Raw genomic sequence first — 23,616 nt, 5'->3', positions numbered from 1 at the left:
GTGACACCCTTTTTATATCGAAAGTGAAAGTCGAACTTATAAGGGGTACTCAGGGCGAATCACAAGCGCAAAAGCGACACCCGCAGCCAGCCGTCGTCTATCAGCCGATCACTCGCGCATACACCGACCGGTCGATGTTGCCTCCAGACAGAATCACCCCGACCTTTTTGCCCTGCATCCTGTCCCGCTCCTGCATCAATGCGGCCAGCGCGGCGGCGCCGGCACCTTCGGCGAGGTTGTGGGTATCGGTGTAATACACGCGCATGGCTTCGGCGATTTCGCTCTCGCTGACGGACACGATTCGTGCAGCACCGGCCCCATAGACATCGAACGCCTCGGCAATCGGCTTGCGCACGGCCAGCCCGTCGGCAAAGGTATTGGCCGAGGCGGTCTCGCAGATCGTTTTCGCCGCGAAGGACAACTTGGCGGCGGCCGCTTCGGTCGACACTACACCTACGACCTGGGTATCCCGCCCCAGCGCATCGCGGGCGGCGATCACGCCACAAATGCCTGAGCCGCAGCCGATGGGAACGTAGACGGTGTGCAGATCCGGTGTCGCGCTGAACAGTTCCAGCGCGTAGGTCGCCACGCCCTTGACCAGTTCGGTGTGGAACGGTGGCACCAGATAAAGTCCATGTTCCAGCGCCAGGCGCGCCGCTTCCTCACGGGCCTCGTCGAAATCCCGCCCGTACTCGACCACTTCGCCGCCAAAGCCGCGCATGGCGTTGTTCTTTTCCAGCGAATTGCCCTCAGGCACCACGATCAACGCCTTCAATCCGACTGCACTGGCTGCCAGCGCAAGGCTCTGCCCGTGATTGCCACGCGTCGCGGAGACAATGCCTTTGACGTTGGGATGTTCGCGGCGCAGCCAGTGCATGAAGGTGATGCCGCCGCGCACCTTGAACGCGCCGGTGGGTGTATGGTTTTCGTGCTTGACCCACACCGTGCAGCCCAGCCGCTCGGCCAGCAATGGCCAGCGGTATTGGGCAGTGGCCGGCATGACCTGGTAAACCTGGCGGGCAGCCTGTTCGATGTCTTCGCGAGTGAGTGAATGCATGGGAATCTCCTTGTGCGTGACCCCAGTCTAGGCACAGGCACATCACGTCGGCTTTCAAAAAACTGACCTGACTTTTGTCCCGGCTCTTCACTACTATGGCGTTCATGAGCCATCGCAACCGCCAGCCATCACCCGTTGCCCCGGAACCGGTCCGTCGTATCGAGACCGGCCCGTGGGCAATCGAATTGCTGCCCGGTGCCGCGTACGCGACGCGCTATGTGGCGGCGCAGTCGGCCATCGGTTTTGCCTTCGACAGCCAGCGCGGCGTACACGCCATTGGCAGCGACCGGGTTCGCCCCTTCGATGCCATGCCCAATGGATTGGCGTTTGTGCCTGTCGGTTGTGACGTGATGTCCGAGTCACCGATGGGTGGTGAATACCTGCGGGTGGTCCGCACCGACGGCATTGCGCTGGCAGGTGAGCAAGCATTCAATAATCGCATCGACTCGCAGGCCATTCACCTTGCTTCGCGAATGCGCCGTGCCTTGTTGAATGCTTCAGTGGACGATGACTGGGAAACCTGGGCGCTCGCATTGGCCGAGCGCGTCGAAGGTAAAGACAGGTCACCGTGCCAAGTCGCGATGACTGGCAACCGAATGCGCCTGCTCGACGAATTCATCGACGCCGGCCTCGACGGTCCGCTCGGCATTCAAACCATGGCGCAACTGCTGGAATTGTCCGAAGGCTATTTCATTCGCGCCTTCAAACAGGCCACCGGCAAAAGCCCCCATAGCTACCTGATCGACCGGCGATTGGCCCGCGCTCGAGCGCTGATGCGCGACTCCACGGCCAGCCTGGCGGAAATCGCCCTCGCCTGCGGTTTCAATTCCCAGGCGCACATGACCAGTGCGTTCAAGCAGCGACTTGGCGTGAGTCCGGCACAATTGCGCGCAGGATCGCGTCACAATCCGGCCATTGGCAAAAAACCAAATCAGTGGTGAATTTTTTCGTGTCCACTTGTATCTGATCAGGAAGAAACCGTGCCATCACAGAGATGGCATCGGTCACGGCAAACCGCTCTGGCTAAAGCCTCACCGGGCCGCGCGGTTTGCACAAAGACAGATCAGATGCAGAGTGAATCCCATGGAACCAAAGGAAAACGTCAGCCCGATCGGACTGAAAGACATCACCATTGTCGACGACGCCAAGATGCGCAAAGCCATTACGGCCGCTGCACTGGGCAACGCGATGGAGTGGTTCGACTTCGGCGTCTACGGCTTCGTTGCCTACGTGCTGGGCAAGGTCTTCTTCCCCGGCGCCGATCCCGGCGTACAGATGATCGCGGCACTGGCAACCTTCTCGGTGCCGTTCCTGATCCGGCCGCTGGGCGGACTGTTCTTCGGTGCGCTGGGGGACAAGTACGGACGGCAGAAAGTTCTCGCGGCGACCATCGTGATCATGTCGCTCAGCACCTTTGCCATCGGGTTGATCCCGTCCTATGCCTCGATCGGCATCTGGGCACCGATCCTTCTGCTGCTGGCGAAAATGGCCCAGGGATTTTCGGTCGGAGGCGAATACACCGGTGCTTCGATTTTCGTGGCTGAGTACGCGCCGGATCGCAAACGCGGTTTCCTCGGCAGCTGGCTGGACTTCGGTTCCATCGCCGGTTTCGTCCTCGGCGCCGGCGTGGTGGTGTTGATTTCCACGATCATCGGCGAAGAAAAATTCCAGGAATGGGGCTGGCGCCTGCCCTTCTTCCTCGCCTTGCCGCTGGGCATGATCGGTCTCTACCTGCGCCATGCGCTCGAAGAAACCCCCGCGTTTCAGCAGCATGTCGAAAAGCTTGAACAAGGTGACCGCGAAGGCCTGGCCGGCGGCCCGAAAGTGTCGTTCAAGGAAGTCGCCACCAAACACTGGCGCAGCCTGATGACCTGCATCGGCGTGGTGGCGGCAACCAACGTCACCTACTACATGCTGCTCACCTATATGCCGAGCTACCTGTCGCACAACTTGCACTACAGCGAAAATCGCGGGGTGCTGATCATCATCGCGATCATGGTCGGCATGCTGTTCGTGCAGCCTGCGATCGGTTTCATCAGCGACAAGATCGGCCGTCGTCCCTTCATCATCTTCGGCAGCATCGGTCTGTTCATCCTCGCCATTCCCGCGTTCATGCTGATCAACAGCGGCAAGATCGGCCTGATCTTTTCCGGCCTGCTGATACTGGCCGTGGTACTCAACTTTTTCATTGGTGTCATGGCCTCTACGCTGCCGGCGATGTTCCCGACTCACATTCGCTACAGCGCGCTGGCCAGTGCCTTCAACGTCTCGGTGCTGATCGCCGGTGTGACGCCGACCGTCGTCGCCTGGCTGGTGGAAAGCACCCAGAACCTGTACATGCCGGCCTATTACCTGATGGTGACCGCCATCATCGGGCTGATCACCGGTGTGACCATGAAGGAAACCGCCAACAAACCGCTACGCGGCGCAGCACCTGCGGCCTCCGATATCGAAGAAGCCAAGGAACTGCTGCAGGAACACCACGACAACATCGAACAGAAGATCGAAGACATCGACGCCGAAATCGCCGCGCTGGAGGCCAAACGCGAGCACCTTGTGCAGCAGCACCCGCGAATCGAATAACGATATAAAGAGTTGATGGGACAACAGGGTGGAATTCAAACGCCCTTCTGTGGTGTTCTGTTCGTCAGGAGCCGGTTTTTTTTCCGCCGGCTCACGCCCCTTCAGCAACCTGACGATGAGGTCCGTTTCATGAGCAAAGCGCCTTACGTACCACCCAAAGTCTGGAAACACAGCGCTCCGTCCGGCGGCCAGTTCGCCAACATCAATCGCCCGATTGCCGGACCGACCCATGACAAAATCCTGCCTGTCGGCAAGCATCCATTGCAGTTGTACTCGCTGGCCACGCCCAACGGCGTCAAGGTCACCATCCTGCTGGAAGAGTTGCTGGCCCTCGGGCACACAGGGGCCGAATACGATGCCTGGCTGATCCGCATCGGTGAAGGCGATCAGTTTTCCAGCGGCTTCGTTGAGATCAACCCGAACTCCAAGATTCCGGCACTGCTTGATCGAAGTGTCGAGCCGGCCATCCGGGTTTTCGAGTCGGGCTCAATCCTGCTTTACCTCGCCGAGAAATTTGGCGCCTTCCTGCCCACCGATCTCGCCGGCCGCACCGAAACCCTGAACTGGCTGTTCTGGCAGATGGGCTCGGCGCCCTATCTGGGCGGCGGCTTCGGGCACTTTTATGCCTATGCGCCGGAGAAACTCGAATACCCGATCGACCGTTTCACCATGGAAGCCAAACGTCAGCTGGATGTGCTCGACCGACGTCTTGCCGAGAGTCCTTACCTTGCCGGCGAGAGCTACACCATCGCCGATATCGCGGTCTGGCCGTGGTACGGGCAACTGGTGCGCAACAACGTGTACGGCGCGGCCGAATTCCTGTCGGCGCACGAATACACTCATGTGCAACGCTGGGCCGAGGGCATCGCCAAACGGCCTGCGGTCATTCGTGGGCAACGCGTCAATCGGACCTGGGGCGATGAGGCGAGCCAGGTGCCGGAGCGACATGAGGCTGCTGATCTAGACTGATCGCTCGCACCCGATAACAAAAACCAAGGGGCGCCCGCATGAACATTCTCTACGACGAACAGATCGACGGCGCCCTGCCGGACGTCGATAAAGCCGCGCTGTTGCAGGTGCTGCAAACCCGGTGGCCGGCACTGGAAATCCTGCATCAGCGCGAGGATCTCGCCCCGTACGAATGCGACGGTTTGTCCGCCTATCGCACCACCCCGCTGCTGGTGGTTTTGCCCCGGCATCCGGATGAGGTGCTGGGCATTTTGCGCACCTGCCATGAGATGAACGTGCCGGTGGTGGCCCGGGGTGCCGGCACCGGATTGTCCGGCGGCGCGTTGCCGCTGGAAAAAGGTGTGCTGCTGGTGATGGCGCGCTTCAACAACATTCTGCACATCGATCCGGCCGCCCGCACCGCGCGGGTTCAGCCCGGCGTGCGCAATCTGGCGATATCCCAGGCTGCCGCTCCGTTCGGCCTGTATTACGCGCCGGATCCTTCCTCGCAGATCGCCTGTTCCATCGGTGGCAATGTGGCGGAAAATGCTGGCGGCGTGCATTGCCTCAAGTACGGCCTGACCGTGCACAACCTGCTCAAGGTCGAGATCCTGACCGTCGAGGGCGAACACCTCACGCTCGGCTCCGATGCGCTCGACTCTCCGGGTTTCGACTTGCTGGCGCTGTTCACCGGTTCCGAAGGCCTGCTGGGTGTGATCACCGAAGTCACGGTCAAACTGCTGCCCAAGCCACAAACCGCCAAAGTTTTGCTGGCCGCGTTCGATTCCGTGGAAAATGCCGGCCGCGCGGTGGGCGATATCATCGCCGCCGGCATCATTCCTGGAGGCCTGGAAATGATGGACAACCTGGCGATCCGCGCCGCCGAAGACTTCATCCACGCCGGGTACCCGGTGGACGCCGAAGCCATTTTGCTCTGTGAACTCGATGGCGTGGAGGCCGACGTCCACGATGACTGCATCCGCGTGCGCCAAGTGTTGGAAAACGCCGGAGCGACGCAAGTACGTCAGGCCAGAGACGAAGCCGAGCGCGTACGATTCTGGGCCGGCCGCAAGAATGCCTTCCCGGCCGTGGGCCGTTTATCGCCGGATTATTACTGCATGGACGGCACCATCCCGCGCCGCGAACTGCCCGGTGTGTTGCAGGCCATTGCGCAGTTGTCTGGCGAATATGGCCTTCGAGTGGCGAACGTGTTTCATGCCGGCGACGGCAACATGCACCCGTTGATCCTGTTCGACGCCAATCAACCCGGCGAGCTGGAACGCGCCGAAACCCTGGGAGGCAAGATTCTCGAATTGTGCGTAAAGGTCGGCGGCAGCATCACCGGCGAGCACGGCGTGGGCCGGGAGAAAATCAATCAGATGTGCGCGCAGTTCAACAACGATGAGCTGACCCTGTTTCACTCCGTCAAAGCGGCGTTCGATCCCGGCGGTCTGCTCAATTCGGGCAAGAACATCCCGACGTTGCACCGCTGCGCCGAATTCGGCGCCATGCATATTCATGCCGGGCAACTGCCCTTTCCCGAGCTGGAGCGTTTCTGATGGTCCGAGAAAAGGATGTCGACGACAGCGCCGCGCTGCTCAATCAGGTCAATCGGGCGTTGCAGGACGCCACGCCCTTGCGGATTCAGGGCGCCAACAGCAAGGCGTTTCTGGGGCGGGTCGTTGCCGGAGAAATCCTCGACACTCGCACTCATCGCGGCATCGTCAGCTACGACCCGACGGAACTGGTGGTCACCGCACGTTGCGGCACACCGCTGAGCGAACTGCTGGCGGTACTGGATGCGTCACAACAGATGTTGCCATGCGAACCACCGGCCTTCGCCGACGATGCGACGGTGGGCGGGATGATCGCCAGCGGACTGTCGGGCCCGAGGCGGCCGTGGTCGGGGTCGGTTCGGGATTTCGTGCTGGGTACGCGGATCATCACGGGTCATGGCAAGCACCTGCGCTTTGGCGGTGAAGTCATGAAAAACGTCGCCGGTTATGACCTGTCGCGGCTGATGGCCGGCAGTTACGGTTCGCTGGGAGTGATTACCGAGGTCTCACTCAAGGTCCTGCCCAAACCCCGTGAGTGCCTGAGCATCAGCCTGGAAATGGACAGCGAGCGTGCCTTGCAGCGCCTGGCGGAATGGGGCCAACAACCGTTGCCGATCAGCGCCGCCTGCCACGATGGGCAGCGTCTGCACTTGCGTCTGGAAGGTGGCGAAGGCTCGGTGGCGGCGGCCCGTGATCGGCTCGGTGGCGAACTGCTCGATGGGACTTATTGGGCAGATCTGAATGAACAGCGCCTGGACTTTTTCGACGAGGACCAGCCCCTGTGGCGCCTGTCGGTGCCGAACAACACCCCGCTGCTGGCCTTGGCCGGTGAACAAATGCTCGACTGGGGCGGCGCACAGCGGTGGCTAAAATCAGGCGCCGAAGCTGCTCTGATTCGCCAGGTGGTTTCGGCTGTTGGCGGCCATGCTACCTGCTACAGCCATGGCTTGATCGACGCGCCGTTTCATCCGCTGCCACCCGCCCTCCTGCACTATCACCGTCGCCTCAAGCAACAACTCGACCCCCGGGGCATCTTCAACCCCGGTCGTCTGTACGCGGAGCTTTGAGCCATGCAAACCACTTTCAGCGAAGAGGCTCGGCAACTGCCACGCGCCGAAGAAGCCGAAAGCATCCTGCGCACCTGCGTGCACTGCGGTTTCTGCAACGCGACCTGCCCGACCTATCAGTTGCTCGGCGATGAACTAGATGGCCCACGGGGACGCATCTACCTGATCAAGCAAGTGCTGGAAGGCAACGAGGTCACCCGCAAAACCCAACTGCATCTGGATCGTTGCCTGTCCTGCCGCAATTGCGAAACCACCTGCCCCTCGGGGGTGGATTACCACAACCTGCTCGATATCGGCCGCGCCGTCGTTGATGCCGCCGTACCGCGACCCATCGGCCAACGCTTGTTGCGAGGAGGTTTGCGCGCAGTGGCACCCAATGCCTCTCTGTTCAAGGGATTGCTCGGTACTGGCCAGATCTTCCGCGCGCTACTGCCCGAGACTCTGCAAACCAAACTGCCGCGCAGCACTTCTGCAACCGAGTGCCGTCCGGTAACCCGGCATGCCCGCCAGGTGTTGATGCTTGAAGGCTGCGTGCAACCGGGTCTGTCGCCCAACACCAACGCGGCGGCGGCACGGGTGCTGGATCGACTGGGGATCGGCATTACTCGGGCGCTGAATGCCGGCTGCTGCGGCGCCGTGGACTATCACCTCGATGCCCAGGCCAATGGACTTGAGCGCGCCCGCAGGAATATCGACGCCTGGTGGCCGGCCATCGAACAAGGCGCCGAAGCGATCGTGCAGACTGCCAGCGGTTGTGGTGCGTTCATCAAGGATTACGGGCACCTGCTGTGCAGCGACCCGGCCTATGCCGAGAAGGCGAAAGCCGTCAGTGCACTGGCGAAAGATCTGGTGGAAGTACTGCGTGAGGAACCGCTCGAGTCCCTTGGCATTCATGCCGATCAGCGCTTGGCTTTCCACTGCCCCTGCACCTTGCAACATGCACAGAGACTCGGCGGCGCGGTGGAGTCGGTGCTGACCCGGCTGGGCTTCAATCTCACGACCGTGCCGGACGCCCATCTGTGCTGTGGCTCAGCGGGCACCTATTCGATAACGCAACCGGCGCTGGCCCGGCAACTGCGCGACCAAAAGCTCAATGCACTGGAAAGCGGCCATCCGGATGTCATCGCTACCGCCAATATTGGCTGCCAGGCACACCTCGACGGCGCTGGACGCACACCGGTCAGGCACTGGATCGAATTGGTGGATGCCGCGATGCCCTTGGTGAGCGACGCGTAGGATTGCTGGCGACAGCCAAACGATGGGCGAAAAAAAACCGCCTTTGCGGGGCGGTTTTTCGGTAGGCCTCAGTTTGCGGCTGGGGCCTGTTTTGTCTCACGGACAGAACTGACGTACCGGAATACTATTAATCTTTGGTCTTCGTTGCAACGTTATTTTGCGTGCTACACGAAGTCAAGGAAGATGCTGACGGACGTTAACCACCCCAAAACACGCTGACAGAAATAACGAATTACAAAACATATAAAACCTTTATCCATGATCCTCAAAATCCCGCCATAAGACAGGTTAATATGCCAGCGCTCATTCGCCAGTATGTCCATAAGGTTTGGCTGGAACCATAACGGTTTCATGCCCTTCGACACGGTTTTGCACCCGTGCCGGAATGATGGCTCGGAGGGATCACAACCGGCCACCTCATGGACAGAACTGACGTTTATGTCCGAAGGCACACATGGTCCGGTAAGTGCGCTGGAGATCTGGCCCCCGACCTGGAGGCCAAAACGTATGAAGCTTTTGCTGCGTACGCTGAGCCTCGTATGGAGATCGTTTCAAGCGTTTCGCTTTTACGAGTTCCTGCGAGACCACTTTGACAACCTGAAGTAACGGTTGTCGATGCGGGAAAAAGCCCGTTTTGGCTTCGACTGAAACGGGCTTTTTTTGTTCTTGAAAACTGTCACTTGTAGGAATTTTTATAAAATTGATCCTGTTCTGCTGTAAGGCATTTCTCTGACATCTGTCATCCCGACATCCTCCTCACCGTCAGTTATGAGCTAATAGCACCTTCATTAAACCGTCGCTGAAACGTTGTACTAGGATAGGATCCAATTTCCTGATTCGCTGTCGCCGGGCATGGAGCTGTTTTCCGGTGGTTCAGGAACACGAGTACCACACTGCAACTCATGGATGAACGACATGAACTCACAGCTGTTTCCTCACATTGGCAAGGTCATCGCCAGCACTGGCAGCCGACATTTCCCACGGATGCTGCACGACCTGATCCTGACCCAACTGGCGGTGGACGCCACGCATATCCGGCAGATGCGCGTGGAACCGGTCGGACGCACGCAACCGCGCGGCGAACCCGAATGCATCAAGGAAGCGCCACTGCCGGCTGAAACGGTGTATTCCGAACTGAGCACCCTGCCGAGTGCCAATGATTTGCCCGCTCCCGAGCCCTCGACGGTCACCGACGCCTCGCAATTGCACCTGACCCGGCGCAAGGACGGTTATCGCTATGTGATCTCGGTCTACCGTTGTGGCCCGGCAAAACGCTTCTCCGCTCATGAGCGCAGTTTGTTGCAGGACATTTCCCCGGTGCTGCTGCCGATGGTGGAAAAACACATCAACGCCCTGCAACCGGCAAACACTGACGCCCAGGGACAATCCCAGGAACAATCAGATTCCAACCTGCTGGGCCTGGAAACCCTGCGCCTGCGCTTTTGCGAACGAGTGGAGCAACTGGGGTTGAGCCTGTCGAACCGCGAAATGGAAGTGTGTGTCGGTCTGCTGGCCGGGCGCACCGCGCCTGAACTGGCTGAACAGTTGCAACTGAAGGTCAACACCGTCGAAAGCTACCTCAAACGCGCAGCTATCAAACTGGGCATCAGCGGACGTCACTCGCTGATGCGCTGGATGTATTCGCCGAAGGACTGCCCGGCAGCCTGCGGCCCTTCGAACGCGGCCTAAAGGCTCACACACCTCTGACGAAACCGCCCTCCTGCTAAGGACGGCGGTTTTTTCGTGCCAGCCTCAATCCCGGGCCAGCGCCTCGATCGGATCGAGCCGCGACGCATTGCGGGCCGGCACGAAGCCGAACACGATGCCGATCAGGGTCGAGCAAAGCACAGCCGTGAGCACCGAGGTCATCGAGAACACCATTTCCCATTCCTTGATGAACAGCGAGAACAGATGGCCAATGGCGTAACTCAATGAGATACCGATAGCGCCACCCAGCAGACAGACCATCACCGCCTCCACCAGAAACTGCTGACGGATGTCCGACTGCCGCGCCCCGACCGCCATGCGGATACCGATCTCACGGGTACGCTCGGTGACCGACACCAGCATGATGTTCATCACGCCGATACCGCCCACTACCAGGGAGATCACCGCAATCAGGGACAGCAGCAAGGCCAGTGAGCGGCTGGTTTTCTGAACGGTCTGCATCACGCTGTCGAGGTTGTTGGTGAAGAAGTCCTTGGTGCCGTGACGCTGCAGCATCAACTTGTTGACGTTGTCTTCCACCACTTTGCTCGGCTGGCCGTCCTTGATCCGTACACTGATGCTGTCCAGATAGCGCTGGCCCAACAGCCGTCCGGCTGCGGTTTCGTAGGGCACCCAGACGTTTAGCGACTTGCTCGACGAGAAGATGTTCTTGTTCTCCGCCGCCACACCGATCACGGTGCACGGCAGATTGCCGATCAGGATCACCTGCCCTAGCGGATCGACGCCCTCCCCGAACAACCGATGGCGAGTGTTGTGATCGATCACCGCCACCTGCGCCTGACGCCGGGCATCGCTTTCACTGAACGGGATGCCTGACTCCATCTTGATTCCGCGCACCTGGAAGTACAGGTCGCTAACGCCGTTGACCTGCGCATCGAGGTCGATGTTGCGGTAACGCAGCAACAGATTGCGCCCGACCACCGGCGTAGCGCTGTCAACGTAATAGAGTTGATTGAGTGCCGTCACATCCGCCGGCACCAGGGTTTCGATGGCCGCCGATCGACTGTCACCGAAACTGGTGCCGGAATAGATATCGATGGTGTTGCTGCCGATGGCCTGAATGTCTTTCAAGACATAACGCTTGGCCCCTTCGCCGATGGCCGAAATCGACACCACCGAGGTGATGCCGATGACGATCCCGAGCATGGTCAGCAAGGTGCGCATGCGATGGGAGATCAGTGCGACCCAGGCCATGTTGAACGCTTCCTTGAACAACCCGAGACTGGCCACCAGACGCCGTGCTGCGGTGGACTTGGGCGGCACCGCGTCCTCATTGGTCAGCGCCGTGGTGTCGCGCTCGTTGCGGCGGTCACTGAGGATCTCGCCGTCGCTGACTTCAATGATGCGCTCGGCGTTGGCCGCGACCTTGGGATCGTGAGTCACCAGAATCACTGTGTGCCCGGCCGCGTGCAGCTCCAGCAGAATGCGCATCACCTCCTCGCCACTGGTGGTGTCGAGGGCGCCGGTGGGCTCGTCGGCGAGGATCACTTCACCGCCATTCATCAAGGCTCGGGCAATACTCACCCGCTGCTGCTGACCGCCGGAGAGCTGGCTGGGGCGGTGCGTCAGGTGCCCTTCCAGTCCCAGACGCGCCAACAGCTCACGGGCCCGGGCGTGGCGCTGCGGCTCTGGCGTGCCGGCGTAGATCGCCGGCATTTCGACGTTGTGCATCGCGCTCAGGTGCGGCAGCAAGTGATAGCGCTGGAAGATGAAGCCGAAATAGTCGCGACGCAGTTCGGCCAGCGCCTGATTGTCCAGATCACGGGTTTCCCGGCCGTTGATCTTGTAGCTGCCGGCCGTGGCGTAGTCGAGGCAGCCGAGGATGTTCATCAGGGTCGATTTGCCGGAGCCCGAGGCGCCGATAATCGCCACCATTTCCCCGGCATTGATCGTCAGGTCGATATTCTTCAACGCCAGAAATTCACGATCACCAGCGGTGAAACTACGGCTGATGCCGGTCAGTTGCAGCAGAGGTTCGGTCATGCTCATGCCCCTGCCACTTTCGCCACCGGATCACCGATCACCACCCGGTCACCTTCGGCCAGACCGTCGTTGACCTGCACCTTGACGTTGTTGTTGATCCCGGTCTGTACGTTGCGCGACTGCGCCTGGCCCTTGGCGTCCAGCACCCGCACCGGAAAACTGCCGTCGTTGTTGCGCGGGCCCAGCGCGGCCACCGGAATCGTCAACACCGATTTGGCGGTATCGAGCACCACCCGCACCTGAGCCGTCATGGAGATGCGCAAGCGGTGATCGGGATTGGGCACGTCGAACAGCGCGTTGTAGAACACCGCCGTGTTCTGTTTCGGCGTGCCGGCGGGCGGGGTTTCGAGGAAGTTCTGCGGCGCCGGCTCAGTGCCGCGCAGCTTGCCGTAATAACGCTTGTCCTCGCCGAGAATGGTGAAATAGACCTCCTGCCCCGGCGCAATGTGAATGACATCGGCCTCCGACACCTGAGCCTTGACGGTCATGGTGTCCAGGTCCGCCAGTTTCAACAGGATCGGCGCCAGTTGGTTGGCGATCACGGTCTGGCCTTCCTGGGTGACGATACCCACCACGTCGCCGTCGATGGGCGCGACGATCCGCGTGTAGGCCAGATTGACCTTGGCAGTGTCGATCTGGATATGTGCGCTCTTGATTTGCGCATCCAGCGATAACAGGTTGGCCTGCTGTACCTCGTAGTTCGATTGCGCGGTTTCGAAATCCTGCCGCGAGATCGACGCGTCCTCCTGCAGGTTCTGATAGCGCTCGTAGATTGCCTTGGTCTGGCGCAACTGAGCCTGGGTCGCCCGGCGCTGGGCTTGCAGGTTTTCCTCGTCGACCTGCGCCTGACGCAAGGTGTTCTGCAGCACCAGCGGGTCGATTTCCGCCAGCCACTGGCCCTTCTTGACCTTGTCGCCGACCTTGACCTTGAGCGACTTCAACTGCCCCGAGACTTGGGCACCGACGTCCACCTGCTTGATGCCCTCCAGCAATCCGGTGGCCAGCACCGCATTTTCAATGTCACCGCGTTCAACCGTGGCGGTCAGGTACTGCGGTGCTTCGGCCGGTGCCTGCACCGTGTAGAACACCAACCCGGCCACCAGCGTCAACGCGATTCCCAGACCGACTTTGCGCAACTTCGACTGTTCCATAAATGACCACAATTCCGTTCAGGGTTGAGCCCGGCCAGCGGCCGGGTTCCAGGATAAAAACTTCAATCAGGACAACACTTGACCTGCCGCCACCGTCAGTCCGTCATGCCACCACGCCGCAAGACTGAAGACGTTGGGCGCCTTGAGAATCGTGAAGTGGTTGCCGGGGCCATACCACACCGCCAGATCCCTGGCCTCGCGCTGCCAGCCTTGGAGCATCGCTGCCTGTTCGCGCTGGTTGCCCGAAGCGTCCAGCGTCGGGTCGTCCACCAGCGCCAGACGCACCGGCCCGGTATAGGCCAGCGCCGGCTGATAGACCGTGCGCAGCGCCGTGGCGAAGGTACGCACCGGGCCCTGCATCGCATCAGCTGACGAGCGTTCGGACAGCACACCGGCACGCACCATGCCGTCATGCAGCAAGCGCATTTGCGTGGCGTCATCGGTTTCAGCGAAGGCCAGCGCATCGATGCCCAAAGACTTGCCGCCGGACAGTTGCAGCGACTCGATAAGCCGCAACAACGCCGCCGTCGTGGTGTACGGTTTGCCCACAACGCTGTTGCCACCCGGCGATTCGCTATCGATCAGGGTCAGGGACGCCACCTCGCGCCCCGCGGCCTGCAATTGAGCAGCCATGGCGTAAGCCACCCAGCCGCCGAACGAATGCCCGATCAGATGCACCGGCCCTTGCGGGTACAACTGCTCAAGTGCCCGCAGGTAGAACGTCGCCGCACTTTCGACCCGGCTGTGGGGCACGGTCGCGCCGTCGAGGCCTCGGGGTTGCAGGCCGTAAATCGGCCACTCCGGCCCCAGCGCCTCGGTCAGATGGATGAACCCGGTGACACTGTCGCCAGCCCCCGGCACACAGAAAATCGGCGCATGCCCGGCGTGACCGGTCTGGATCGTCAACAACGGCTGATACGCCCGGGATTCGATCACTGCCGAGGCCTGAACTGCCTGACTGAGCGCCTGACCAAGCACCTGCACATGCGGCGCCTGCATCATGCTCTGGTGATCGCCCGGCACGTCGATGCAATGCAGGAGCGCAGCCGGCACTTCATCCGACCACCCCAGGGTCGGGTGACGACGAGACAGCTCCGTCGGATGCTCCTGAGCCCGGAACAGATGCAACGGGATGCCCAATGGATTGATCCGGTAATGCGCCAGCGCGTGCCCGTGGGCGACCTCGCGGTCGAGGTAATGCCAAAGGTCTTGCGGTGCGGCGGCGGCCATCTCCGGATGCAGCAATTGCTCGTCCCGGCAGCGCTGCAACAACGACTGGAAGTCGATCTGTTCCAGTTCGGTCTGCAACACCGCCAGATGCGCCAGTGCGGCTTGCCCCGCATCACCAAGAGAAGCCCGGTACATCGTGCAGTGCTGCAACAACTGGCGCTTGTGCGCATGCTCGTCGCTCCAGCGCGCCTTGCCCTGATCGGTCAGGCGCGGCACGAAACTGTCGATCAGACCGACGAAGGACACTGCCTCATCCATACCGAGCAGTTGCATCGCCACTTCATAGGCCAATACCCCGCCGAACGACCAGCCGGCCAGACGATAAGGCCCCTGTGGCTGCACTGAGCGGATGATCTCCACCATGCGCGCCGCCAGGCATTCCATGGTGCGCAGCGGAGCTTTGCCGAACGGGATGCCCGGCAGGCCGTAGATCGGGAAATCGCCGTCGATGTGCAGGCCCAGCGCCGGGAAGTAGGCGTCCATCCCACTGAACTCATGGACCAGGAACAACGGCGTACCTGCACCACCGGCCCGCACCACGACCAGCCCGTCATCCTGCTCTTCAACGCCTGTGCGCTGGCCGAGCAAGGTGCCGAGTGACTCGATGCTGGCGTGCTGGAACAGCTCGGCCAGCGTCACTTCCAGCCCGCTCTGCTGCATCAGATTGACCAGACGAATCGCCAGCAGCGAGTGCCCGCCCAGTTCGAAGAAGTTGTCGTGACGACCCACCTGCTCGACCTGCAACACCTCGGCCCACAACTGCGCCAAAGTCTCTTCCAGCGGATTGGCCGGGGCCTCATAGGCGCGACTGAGCAGCGCGTCCTGCGCCGGAATCGGCAACGCCTTACGGTCCACCTTGCCGTTGTTGTTCAGCGGCAAGGCGTCGAGTTGCACCCAGGCCGAGGGCACCATGTATTCCGGCAGGCGTGCCTGCAATTGGCTGCGCAAAATAGCGCTGTCGACGCCTTCATCGGCCGTGAAATACGCCACCAGACGCAGCGGTTCCTGGCCGTCCTTACGGGCCAGCACGATGGCTTCCCTGACCCCTTCACAGTTCAGCAGGCGGTTTTCGATTTCTCCCAGTTCGATACGGAAACCACGGATTTTCACCTGATCGTCGTTGCGGCCGATGCATTCCAGCTGACCCGGTGCCAGCCAGCGTGCGAGGTCGCCGGTGCGGTAAAGCAACGCGCCCGGTTGATCACCGAACGGGTCTTGCAGGAATTTTTCGGCAGTCAGGTCCGGGCGATTCAGGTAACCCAACGCCACGCCTTGGCCACCGATGTACAGCTCGCCGGTCACACCCATCGGCACCGGTTGCTGACGGGCGTCGAGCACGTAGACTTGGGTGTTGGAGATCGGCCCGCCAATCGGCACGCTGTCGGCATCTTCTGCCACTTCGCGCACTTCGAACGTCGTGGCGTAGGTGGTGGTTTCGGTCGGGCCGTAGCAGTGGACGATGCGCAGGTCCGGCGCCTTGGCCAGCAAGCGGCGGAAGGCTGCCGGGTCGGCGCGTTCACCGCCACACAGCACAATGCGCAAGCCTTTGAGGGCTTCGGGGATCAACTGCACGTACTGGTTGAACAGCGCGGTGGTGACGAACAGGATCGTAATGCCGGTGTTGGCCAGCTCACGTCCGAGGTCATGTGGATTGAGCAACGTTGCGTGATCGATCACCACCACGCGCCCGCCGTTGAGCAACGGTCCCCAGACATCCATGGTGCTCGCATCGAACGCCGGGTTGGAAGCGAATGCCACGCGATCCTGCGGATTGAAATCGGCATAACCGTTGTTGATTACCAGCCGGCCGATGGCCCGGTGCGGCACCATCACCCCTTTCGGCGTACCGGTGGAGCCGGAGGTGTACATGATGTAGGCCACGGATTCCGAAGACTGCGGCAGGTCCGGGTTGTGCGTCGGTTGCGCATCGAGTTTCAGCGCATCCAGATCGATCCGGCGCACGGCGTAATCAACCGTTTCAGTGCTCAAGGTCAACAGCGCTTTCGCCCCGCAGTCTTCGACCATGAACGCCTGACGCTCGGCCGGCGCATTGATGTCCAGCGGCACATAAGCCGCCGCGCATTTGCCGATCGCCAGTTGCGCGACCAGCAGATCCAGCGAACGCGGCAGCAGGATCGCCACGTGGTCGCCCGGCTGCACACCCTGCCCGATCAAGTAATGGGCCAGGCGATTGGCCCGCTCATTCAGTGCCTCGTAGGTCAGCGACGTGTGACCATGCACAGCTGCCACCAGTTGCGGATGCTTCGTCACCTGCAGCTCGAACAGACGATGAACCGTCAACGTCGCCGGGTAGTCCCGTTGAGTGGCGTTGAACTCGACCAGCAATTGCCGCCGCTCATCCCGCGGCAGGATCGACAACTGGTCGATGCCCAGTTGCGGCGTCCGCTCCAGCGCGTACAACAAGCTCTCGACTGCGAGATCCATGTAGTCGCAGATCCGCCCGGCATCAATCCCGGCCGTGGTCAACGCCGTCAGGCTGAAGTCTTCGCCCAGGTCATCGACACTCAGGCTCAGGCGGTAGTTGCTGTGTTCTTCGGCATCGAGCAACTGCATGCCCTGCCATGCCGCCACGACTTCGTCGGACGGCGTGCCCCCGCCACCACTGTGGCGGTAATTGAACAAGGCATTGAACAGTGGCACCCCCGGCGCCATGGCGCTGCAACGTTGTACCAGCGCCAGTGGCGCGTGTTCGTGATGCAGCAAGCGGTTCAAGCGCTGATGGGTCGCCAGCACGGCTTCCTTCACCGATTGCTCGCCCAGATCGATGCGCAGAGGCAGCGTGTTGATGAACACGCCCAGCGCCCGCTCGGCACCTTCACCACCGTGCAAGCGGCCGAGCATCACGGTGCCGAACACCACGTTTTCACGCCCCGACAGTTGCCCCAGCACGCTGGCCCAGGCCAGGTGCATTAGGCTGGCAGCGCTGATGCCCAGACGCCTGGCCTTGGACCTGACCCGCTGGCTCAGCGCGGTGTTCAGCAGCCGCTGCGCATGCCCGTTGCCGCCGCCCGCTACATTGCCCTGACCATATGGCAGGGTCGGCTCGTCGATATCACCGAGCATGTCGCGGAAGAATGTCTCATGCTCCTCCTCGCTCAGCCCCGAGCGTGTGCGGGCGACGTAAGTGCGATACGGCACCGGTTCGGCCAGCTGCCGCACCTGGCCGAGCAGGACTGCCTGCATCTCGTGGCGTAGTACCTCCAGTGCAATGTGATCCATCACCAGGTGATGGAACAGCAGCAGCGCCACCACGCGCCGATTGACCGCATCCCAGCTGTGCACCACGCGCATCAGCGGCGCCTGAGTGACGGCCATGCGGTAGTGTCGGGTATCGAACCGGCTGCGCAACTGGCTCAATGCATCCGTTTCACTCTCGTCCAGCTCTACCGTTTCACACACCAGCGACGCCTGACGCCAGACCACTTGCACCGGTTCTTCCAGCCCGTCCCAGAACAGCGACGTACGCAGGATGTCATGGCGTTCAATCACGGTCTGCAAGGCTTCGACGAACCCCCGCAGACGCGATTCATCGGCAAACGCGAACTGCGCCTGCAGCACATACGGATCACCCTGAGGCGCCGATAAGTGATGGAACAGGATGCCGGCCTGCAACGGCGCCAACGGATAAATGTCCTGCACATTGGCCGCGCCGCCGGGAATGCTGGCGACGATGCGGTCGATGGCGGGCTGATCCAGTGCAACCAGTGGCAGCATGTCCGGGGTGATGTGTTTGCAGTCCGGTGCTATCCGGTTGGCCGGGATTTCAGCCTCCGTCTCATCGCCGACCGCCGCGGCCAGAGCGGCGAGCGTCGGCTGGCTGAACAGCACACGTACATCGGCCGTCAGCCCGACATGACGCATCCGCGCCACCAGGTTGACCGCCAGCAATGAGTGCCCGCCCAGTTCAAAAAAGTTGTCGTGGCGCCCTACCCGTTCCACGTTGAGCAGCTCGGCCCACAGTCCCGCCAGCAGGATTTCCACTTCGCCGACCGGAGCTTCGTATTCGCGAGTAATGACCGAAGCCTGATCCGGCGCCGGCAAGGCCTTGCGGTCGAGCTTGCCGTTCGGACTCAGCGGCAGCGCATCAAGGTGCACGAACACCGCCGGCACCATGTAGTCCGGCAGGTGCTCCAGCAGATGGCCGCGCAGCACATCGATTTCCAGTCGGGCCCCGGTGTAATAGGCCACCAGGCGTTTGTCCCCCGGCACATCCTCGCGAGCCAGCACCGCTGCTTCCTGCACGCCGCCGATGTCGGTCAGGCGGGACTGGATTTCCCCGAGCTCGATGCGCAAACCGCGGATCTTCACTTGGTCGTCGTTACGGCCCAGGTATTCGATGTTGCCGTCCGCCAGGTAACGGGCGACGTCGCCGGTGCGGTACAGGCGGCCCTTTGGCTGGAACGGGTCGTTGAGGAACCGCTCGGCGCTGAGTTCAGGGCGGTTCAGGTAACCTCGAGCAACCTGCACGCCGCCGATGTACAACTCGCCGACCACGCCTTGCGGCACCGGTTGCTGCTGGGCATCAAGGATGTACATGCGGGTGTTGGCGATCGGTTTGCCGATTGGCGTGTTGTCCGGGGTTTGCTCCAGCGGACCAGAGCAATCCCACGCTGTGACGTCCACGGCCGCTTCGGTCGGGCCGTAGAGGTTGTGCAATCCGCTGCCCGGCAATTGCTGTTTGAAGCGCCGTACCAGACTGCCCGGCAACGCTTCACCGCTGCACATCACCTGCCGCAGACCGCTGCAACGAGCGGTGTCGCCATGGGCCAGGAACACGTCGAGCATTGACGGTACGAAGTGCAGCGTGGTGATGCGTTCGGCTTCGATTACTTCGCTGAGGTACAGCGGATCCTTGTGACCGCCGGGACGGGCCATCACCAACCGGGCGCCGGTCATCAGCGGCCAGAAGAATTCCCACACCGACACGTCGAAGCTGAACGGTGTTTTCTGCAGCACTGAATCTTCAGCCGTCAGACGATAAGCGTCCTGCATCCACAGCAAGCGGTTGACCACCCCGGAGTGCTCGTTGATCACGCCTTTCGGCTGCCCGGTGGAGCCGGAGGTGTAGATCACGTAGGCCGTGTGTTGCGGGGTCAGTCCATCGACCGACAAGTTATCGGCAGGCAGCGATTGCCAGGTGTCGTGATCCAGATCGACCACCGGTACCAACACTTCACCCAGCAACGAGCGAGTCGAATCCTGCACCAGCACCGCCGACGGCGCACTGTCCTCCAGCATGTAGGCCAGTCGCTCCAACGGATACGCCGGATCCAGCGGCACATAACCGCCGCCAGCCTTCAGAATCGCCAGCAGCCCGACCACCATTTCCAACCCCCGCTCGACGCAGATCGCCACCCGCGCATCCGGGCCGACGCCCAGCCCGCGCAAATGATGGCCCAAACGGTTAGCCCGAGCGTTCAGCTCGGCATAGCTCAGCCGCTGTTCGCCTGAGACCACCGCCACAGCCTGCGGCGACTGCAAGACCCGCGCCTCGAACAAGCCGTGGATACTTTGCTGAAGGTCGTAATCAACGTCAGTGGCATTGAAGTCATGCAACAAGTGCCGACGCTCATCCTCCGCCAGCACATCGACCTGCTCCAACAACGCCTGATCATTACCGACCATGGCCTGCAACAGCTGCTGCAAGTAACCGACATAACGTTGAACCGTCGATTCATCGAACAGCGCCGTGGCGTATTCCAGCGAACCCCGGATCACGCCTTGGGCCTCGCCCAACGTCAGCGACAGATCGAACTTGGCGAAGTGACTCGGCTCGGCCACGCCTTCCAATGTCAGATCACCGAGAGCCAGCGTCGCACCGCTGCCGCTGTCCCAGCTCAACAGCGTCTGGAACAACGGACTATGGGACAGGCTGCGCACCGGCCGGGTGATTTCCACCACTTGTTCGAACGGCAGGTCCTGATGGGCCTGCGCCTCAAGCGTGCGGGCCTTGACCCGGGCCAGCAACGCCTCGACGGTGAGCGCGCCCGAAGTGTCGATGCGCACGGCAAGCGTGTTGACGAACAGACCGATCAACCCTTCGATTTCCGCACGGTTGCGGTTGGCGACCGGCGAGCCAATCACCACATCAGATTGCCCGGACAAGCGACCGAGCAACATCGCCCACGCGCTCATTACCGCCATGTACGGCGTCACGCCGTGGCGTTGGCACAGCGCCTTGAGGCCTGCGCTCAAACGCTCATCCAACCGGATGTCGACACTGCTGCCGGCGTAGTCTTGCTGGGCCGGACGTGGACGGTCAGTCGGCAGCATCAACAAGGCCGGCGCACCGGCCAGCGTCTGCTGCCAGTAATCGCTCTGACGCTGCAAGACTTCGCCGCTCAGCCAGCGGCGCTGCCACACGGCGTAGTCGCTGTACTGCAACGCCAGCGGCGGCAGCGGATCGGCCTCGCCGTGGCTGAACGCCTGGTACAGCGCCATCAGCTCACGGGTCAGGACGCCCATCGACCAGCCATCGGAGACGATGTGGTGCAGGGTCAGCAGCAACACATGATGATCATCGGCCAGTCGTACCAGGCGCCCGCGAATCAGCGGATCATCCTGCAAGTCGAACGGTCCCGAGGCTTCGCCCTGAATCAGCGCCTGCAAGGCTTCGTCGGCCTGCGGATGCTGGCGCAGGTCTTCGACCCGCAGCAGCACTCCGCTGTCGAGCGACGCAATCAGCACTTGGGCTTCATTGTTGAACTGGGCAAAGCGGCTGCGCAGGGTTTCGTGACGCTCGACGATCCGCGCCAATGCCTGTTGCAGGGCAGCTTCGTCGAGGCGACCGCGCAGGCGCAGGCCGAGGGGAATGTTGTAGGCAGTGTTCGCCCCTTCCAGTTGCGCCATGAACCACAACCGTTGCTGGGCAAACGACAACGGCAGCGTGCCGTCCCGCGGCGCCGGCATGATCGCCGGTTGCGTGCAGCGTCCGGCCTGGGCCAGCACCTCGGCGACAGCGGCGAGCTCGGCGTTGGCAAACAGTTCGGCGAGGGTCAGTTCCACCCCCAGCCGCTGGCGCACCTGAGACAGCATGCGCATCGCCAGCAGCGAGTGGCCGCCCAGTTCAAAGAAATGATCCTGACGCCCGACCTGCTCGACCTGCAGCACCTCGGCCCAGATCTGCGCCAGGGTGGTTTCCAGTTCACCTTGCGGTGCCTGATAGTTGCGGGTGAACAAGGCGCCGCGATCCGGCACCGGCAAGGCCTTGCGATCGACCTTGCCGTTGGCGGTCAGCGGTAGCGCCTCGAGTCTGACGAAGGCCGCCGGCACCATGTATTCCGGCAGTTGACCGAGCAGATGCGCCCTCAGGTCGGACACCGCCAGCGCTTCGCCCTGCGCCTGTTCAGTGAAATACGCCACTAGCCGAACCTGCCCGGGTTCGTCTTCGCGGGCCACCAGCACCGCCTCCTGGATACCCGGCAACTGGTTCAGGCGAGTTTCGATTTCCCCCAGTTCGACACGCACACCACGGATTTTCACCTGATCGTCGTTGCGCCCCAGGTACTCGATGGAACCGTCGACGCGCCAGCGCGCCAGGTCGCCGGTGCGATACATCCGGCCGTGGTTGAACGGGTCGCGCATGAAACGTTCTTCGGTCAGGTCCGCACGATTCAGGTAGCCCCGGGCCACACCGGCGCCACCCACATACAGTTCTCCAGCCACGCCAACCGGCACCGGACGCTGCTGTTCATCGAGCAGGTACACCGTCGCGTTGGTGATCGGTTTGCCGATGTGCAGCGCCTGTCCCGCTTCGACAATGCCCGAGGTGGCAACCACCGTGGCCTCGGTCGGGCCGTAGTTGTTGACCACATCGAAAGACTGCTGACGATTGAACTGACGCAGACGGTCGCCACCGATCAGCAGCGTGCGCAGGGTCGGATGTTCGAGATTCTGGCTGAAGGCGTATTCGGCCACCGGTGTCGGCAGGAAGCTCACGTCCAGCGGTTGCGCACGCCACCAGTCGAGCAACGCGTCCACGTCTTCGCTGCCATCACGGGCCGGTGCCAGGTGCAGGGTCGAGCCGGCGCACAGGGCCGGCCAGACTTCCCAGGCCATGGCGTCGAAACCGAATCCCGCGAGGCTCGACGTGTGGCGCCCGGCGCCCAGAGCAAATGCCTTGCAGTGCCAGTCGACAAGGTTGCTCAAGGTGTGGTGTTCGACCATCACGCCCTTGGGCTGGCCGGTGGAGCCCGAGGTGTAGATGACGTAGGCCAGGTGTTCGCTGGTCATGCCAGGCACCTGCGGATTGCCGGTCTCGGTGTCCGGCCAGGCCTGCAAATCGAGGTCGATCACCGGCACGTCCAGCACCGGCAGTCGTTCACGCAAATCACTCAGGCACAGCACCGCCACGGGCGCACTGTCGCTCAGCAGATAGTTCAAACGCTCCGCCGGATGCGCCGGATCCACCGGCACATAACCGGCGCCGGCCTTGAGAATGGCCACCAGCCCGACCAGCGTATCCAGCCCGCGTCGGGCAACGATGGCCACACGATCGTCAGGACGAACGCCCAGCCCGATCAGGTGATGAGCCAAGGTGTTGGCCTGCCGGTTCAGCTCGGCAAAGGTCAACGCCTGCCCCTGACTGACCGCCGCGACCGCTTCGGGCCGCTCGATCACTTGCGCTTCGAATCGCTGCGCGATGGTCTGCCCCGTCAAAAATTCCGCGTGCGTGGCGTTGAACGCAACCAGCAACTGTTCACGCTCGTGGGCCTGAACCATGTCCAGCTGTTCCAGAGGCGCCTGATCATTGGCGACCATCGCATGCAGCAGTTGCTCGAAGTAGCCAACAAAACGCTGGATTGTCGATTCATCGAACAACGCCGTGGCGTATTCCAGCGCTCCGCGAATTCCGCTGCGGGTTTCACCCAGGGTCAGCGACAGGTCGAACTTGGAAAACCGAGCCGGGCCGCCCACGCTTTCCAGCGCCAGATCACCCAGCGCCAGCTCCGGTCCCACGCTGTTTTCCCAGCTCAGGGTGGTCTGGAACAACGGACTGTGGGACAGGCTGCGTGCCGGCCGGGTGACTTCCACCACCTGCTCGAACGGCAAATCCT

The 23,616-nt window shown here is 61.8% G+C and carries 11 protein-coding genes (1 of these 11 cut by a window edge); 7 read left to right on the top strand and 4 right to left on the bottom strand.

Going from position 1 to position 23,616, the window contains the following annotated elements:
- Positions 1–100: 100 nt before the first annotated feature.
- Complete coding sequence (locus NH234_RS12875) at positions 101–1,057, bottom strand: threonine dehydratase (RefSeq protein WP_367256814.1); 957 nt, start codon at positions 1,055–1,057, stop codon at positions 101–103.
- Between the two features lie 95 nt (positions 1,058–1,152).
- Between NH234_RS12875 and NH234_RS12870 the strand changes: the two genes are divergently transcribed.
- The 7 genes from NH234_RS12870 to NH234_RS12840 all read left to right on the top strand — a co-directional run bounded on the left by NH234_RS12870 (position 1,153) and on the right by NH234_RS12840 (position 10,136).
- Positions 1,153–1,998: a helix-turn-helix transcriptional regulator gene (locus tag NH234_RS12870; protein ID WP_367256812.1), complete on the top strand. Its 846-nt coding sequence runs from the start codon at positions 1,153–1,155 to the stop codon at positions 1,996–1,998.
- A 142-nt stretch (positions 1,999–2,140) separates the two neighbouring features.
- Complete coding sequence (proP, locus tag NH234_RS12865; RefSeq protein WP_367256811.1) at positions 2,141–3,640, top strand: glycine betaine/L-proline transporter ProP; 1,500 nt, start codon at positions 2,141–2,143, stop codon at positions 3,638–3,640.
- 129 nt (positions 3,641–3,769) lie between these two features.
- Positions 3,770–4,609, top strand: a complete 840-nt coding sequence (yghU, locus tag NH234_RS12860; RefSeq protein ID WP_367256809.1) for a glutathione-dependent disulfide-bond oxidoreductase — start codon at positions 3,770–3,772, stop codon at positions 4,607–4,609.
- Between the two features lie 38 nt (positions 4,610–4,647).
- The gene (glcD, locus tag NH234_RS12855) at positions 4,648–6,147 is read left to right on the top strand and encodes a glycolate oxidase subunit GlcD (protein ID WP_367256807.1); all 1,500 of its coding nucleotides are present in this window, start codon (positions 4,648–4,650) and stop codon (positions 6,145–6,147) included.
- Positions 6,147–7,211, top strand: a complete 1,065-nt coding sequence (glcE, locus tag NH234_RS12850) for a glycolate oxidase subunit GlcE (protein ID WP_367256805.1) — start codon at positions 6,147–6,149, stop codon at positions 7,209–7,211. The genes glcD and glcE overlap by 1 nt, the downstream gene beginning before the upstream one ends.
- Positions 7,212–7,214: 3 nt before the next feature.
- Complete coding sequence (gene glcF, locus NH234_RS12845; RefSeq protein WP_367256803.1) at positions 7,215–8,447, top strand: glycolate oxidase subunit GlcF; 1,233 nt, start codon at positions 7,215–7,217, stop codon at positions 8,445–8,447.
- Between the two features lie 915 nt (positions 8,448–9,362).
- Positions 9,363–10,136 carry a helix-turn-helix transcriptional regulator gene (locus NH234_RS12840; RefSeq protein ID WP_367256801.1) on the top strand — a complete coding sequence of 258 codons (774 nt, stop codon included), beginning with the start codon at positions 9,363–9,365 and terminating at the stop codon, positions 10,134–10,136.
- Positions 10,137–10,199: 63 nt separating this feature from the next.
- Here NH234_RS12840 and NH234_RS12835 read toward each other — a convergent pair whose 3' ends face one another.
- From NH234_RS12835 to NH234_RS12825, 3 genes are all read right to left on the bottom strand, one after another.
- Positions 10,200–12,158 (bottom strand): MacB family efflux pump subunit, encoded by a 1,959-nt coding sequence (locus tag NH234_RS12835; protein WP_367256800.1) that lies wholly within the window; start codon positions 12,156–12,158, stop codon positions 10,200–10,202.
- 2 nt (positions 12,159–12,160) lie between these two features.
- Positions 12,161–13,309, bottom strand: coding sequence for a macrolide transporter subunit MacA (gene macA / locus NH234_RS12830; RefSeq protein ID WP_085733046.1), 1,149 nt, complete (start codon positions 13,307–13,309; stop codon positions 12,161–12,163).
- Between the two features lie 66 nt (positions 13,310–13,375).
- A protein-coding gene (locus NH234_RS12825) for an amino acid adenylation domain-containing protein (protein ID WP_367256798.1) crosses the window boundary here: on the bottom strand, positions 13,376–23,616 show its 3' portion. 4,408 nt of this gene lie beyond the right edge of the window; 10,241 of the gene's 14,649 nt are visible here — the last part of the coding sequence; its start codon lies beyond the right edge, outside the window — the gene reads right to left on this strand; the stop codon is at positions 13,376–13,378.

Source organism: Pseudomonas sp. stari2 (assembly GCF_040760005.1).
In the GTDB taxonomy this organism is placed as follows: domain Bacteria; phylum Pseudomonadota; class Gammaproteobacteria; order Pseudomonadales; family Pseudomonadaceae; genus Aquipseudomonas.
Note: the sequence above shows the minus strand (reverse complement) of the source record. Positions and strands in the feature narration are given on the sequence as shown.

Excerpts from the sequence above, each read along its gene's own strand:
- proP (WP_367256811.1), top strand. The coding sequence starts at position 2,141 with ATGGAACCAAAGGAAAACGTCAGCCCGATCGGACTGAAAGACATCACC.
- glcF (WP_367256803.1), top strand. The coding sequence starts at position 7,215 with ATGCAAACCACTTTCAGCGAAGAGGCTCGGCAACTGCCACGCGCCGAA.
- glcD (WP_367256807.1), top strand. The coding sequence starts at position 4,648 with ATGAACATTCTCTACGACGAACAGATCGACGGCGCCCTGCCGGACGTC.
- NH234_RS12840 (WP_367256801.1), top strand. The coding sequence starts at position 9,363 with ATGAACTCACAGCTGTTTCCTCACATTGGCAAGGTCATCGCCAGCACT.
- glcE (WP_367256805.1), top strand. The coding sequence starts at position 6,147 with ATGGTCCGAGAAAAGGATGTCGACGACAGCGCCGCGCTGCTCAATCAG.
- NH234_RS12870 (WP_367256812.1), top strand. The coding sequence starts at position 1,153 with ATGGCGTTCATGAGCCATCGCAACCGCCAGCCATCACCCGTTGCCCCG.
- NH234_RS12875 (WP_367256814.1), bottom strand. The coding sequence starts at position 1,057 with ATGCATTCACTCACTCGCGAAGACATCGAACAGGCTGCCCGCCAGGTT.
- NH234_RS12835 (WP_367256800.1), bottom strand. The coding sequence starts at position 12,158 with ATGACCGAACCTCTGCTGCAACTGACCGGCATCAGCCGTAGTTTCACC.
- macA (WP_085733046.1), bottom strand. The coding sequence starts at position 13,309 with ATGGAACAGTCGAAGTTGCGCAAAGTCGGTCTGGGAATCGCGTTGACG.
- yghU (WP_367256809.1), top strand. The coding sequence starts at position 3,770 with ATGAGCAAAGCGCCTTACGTACCACCCAAAGTCTGGAAACACAGCGCT.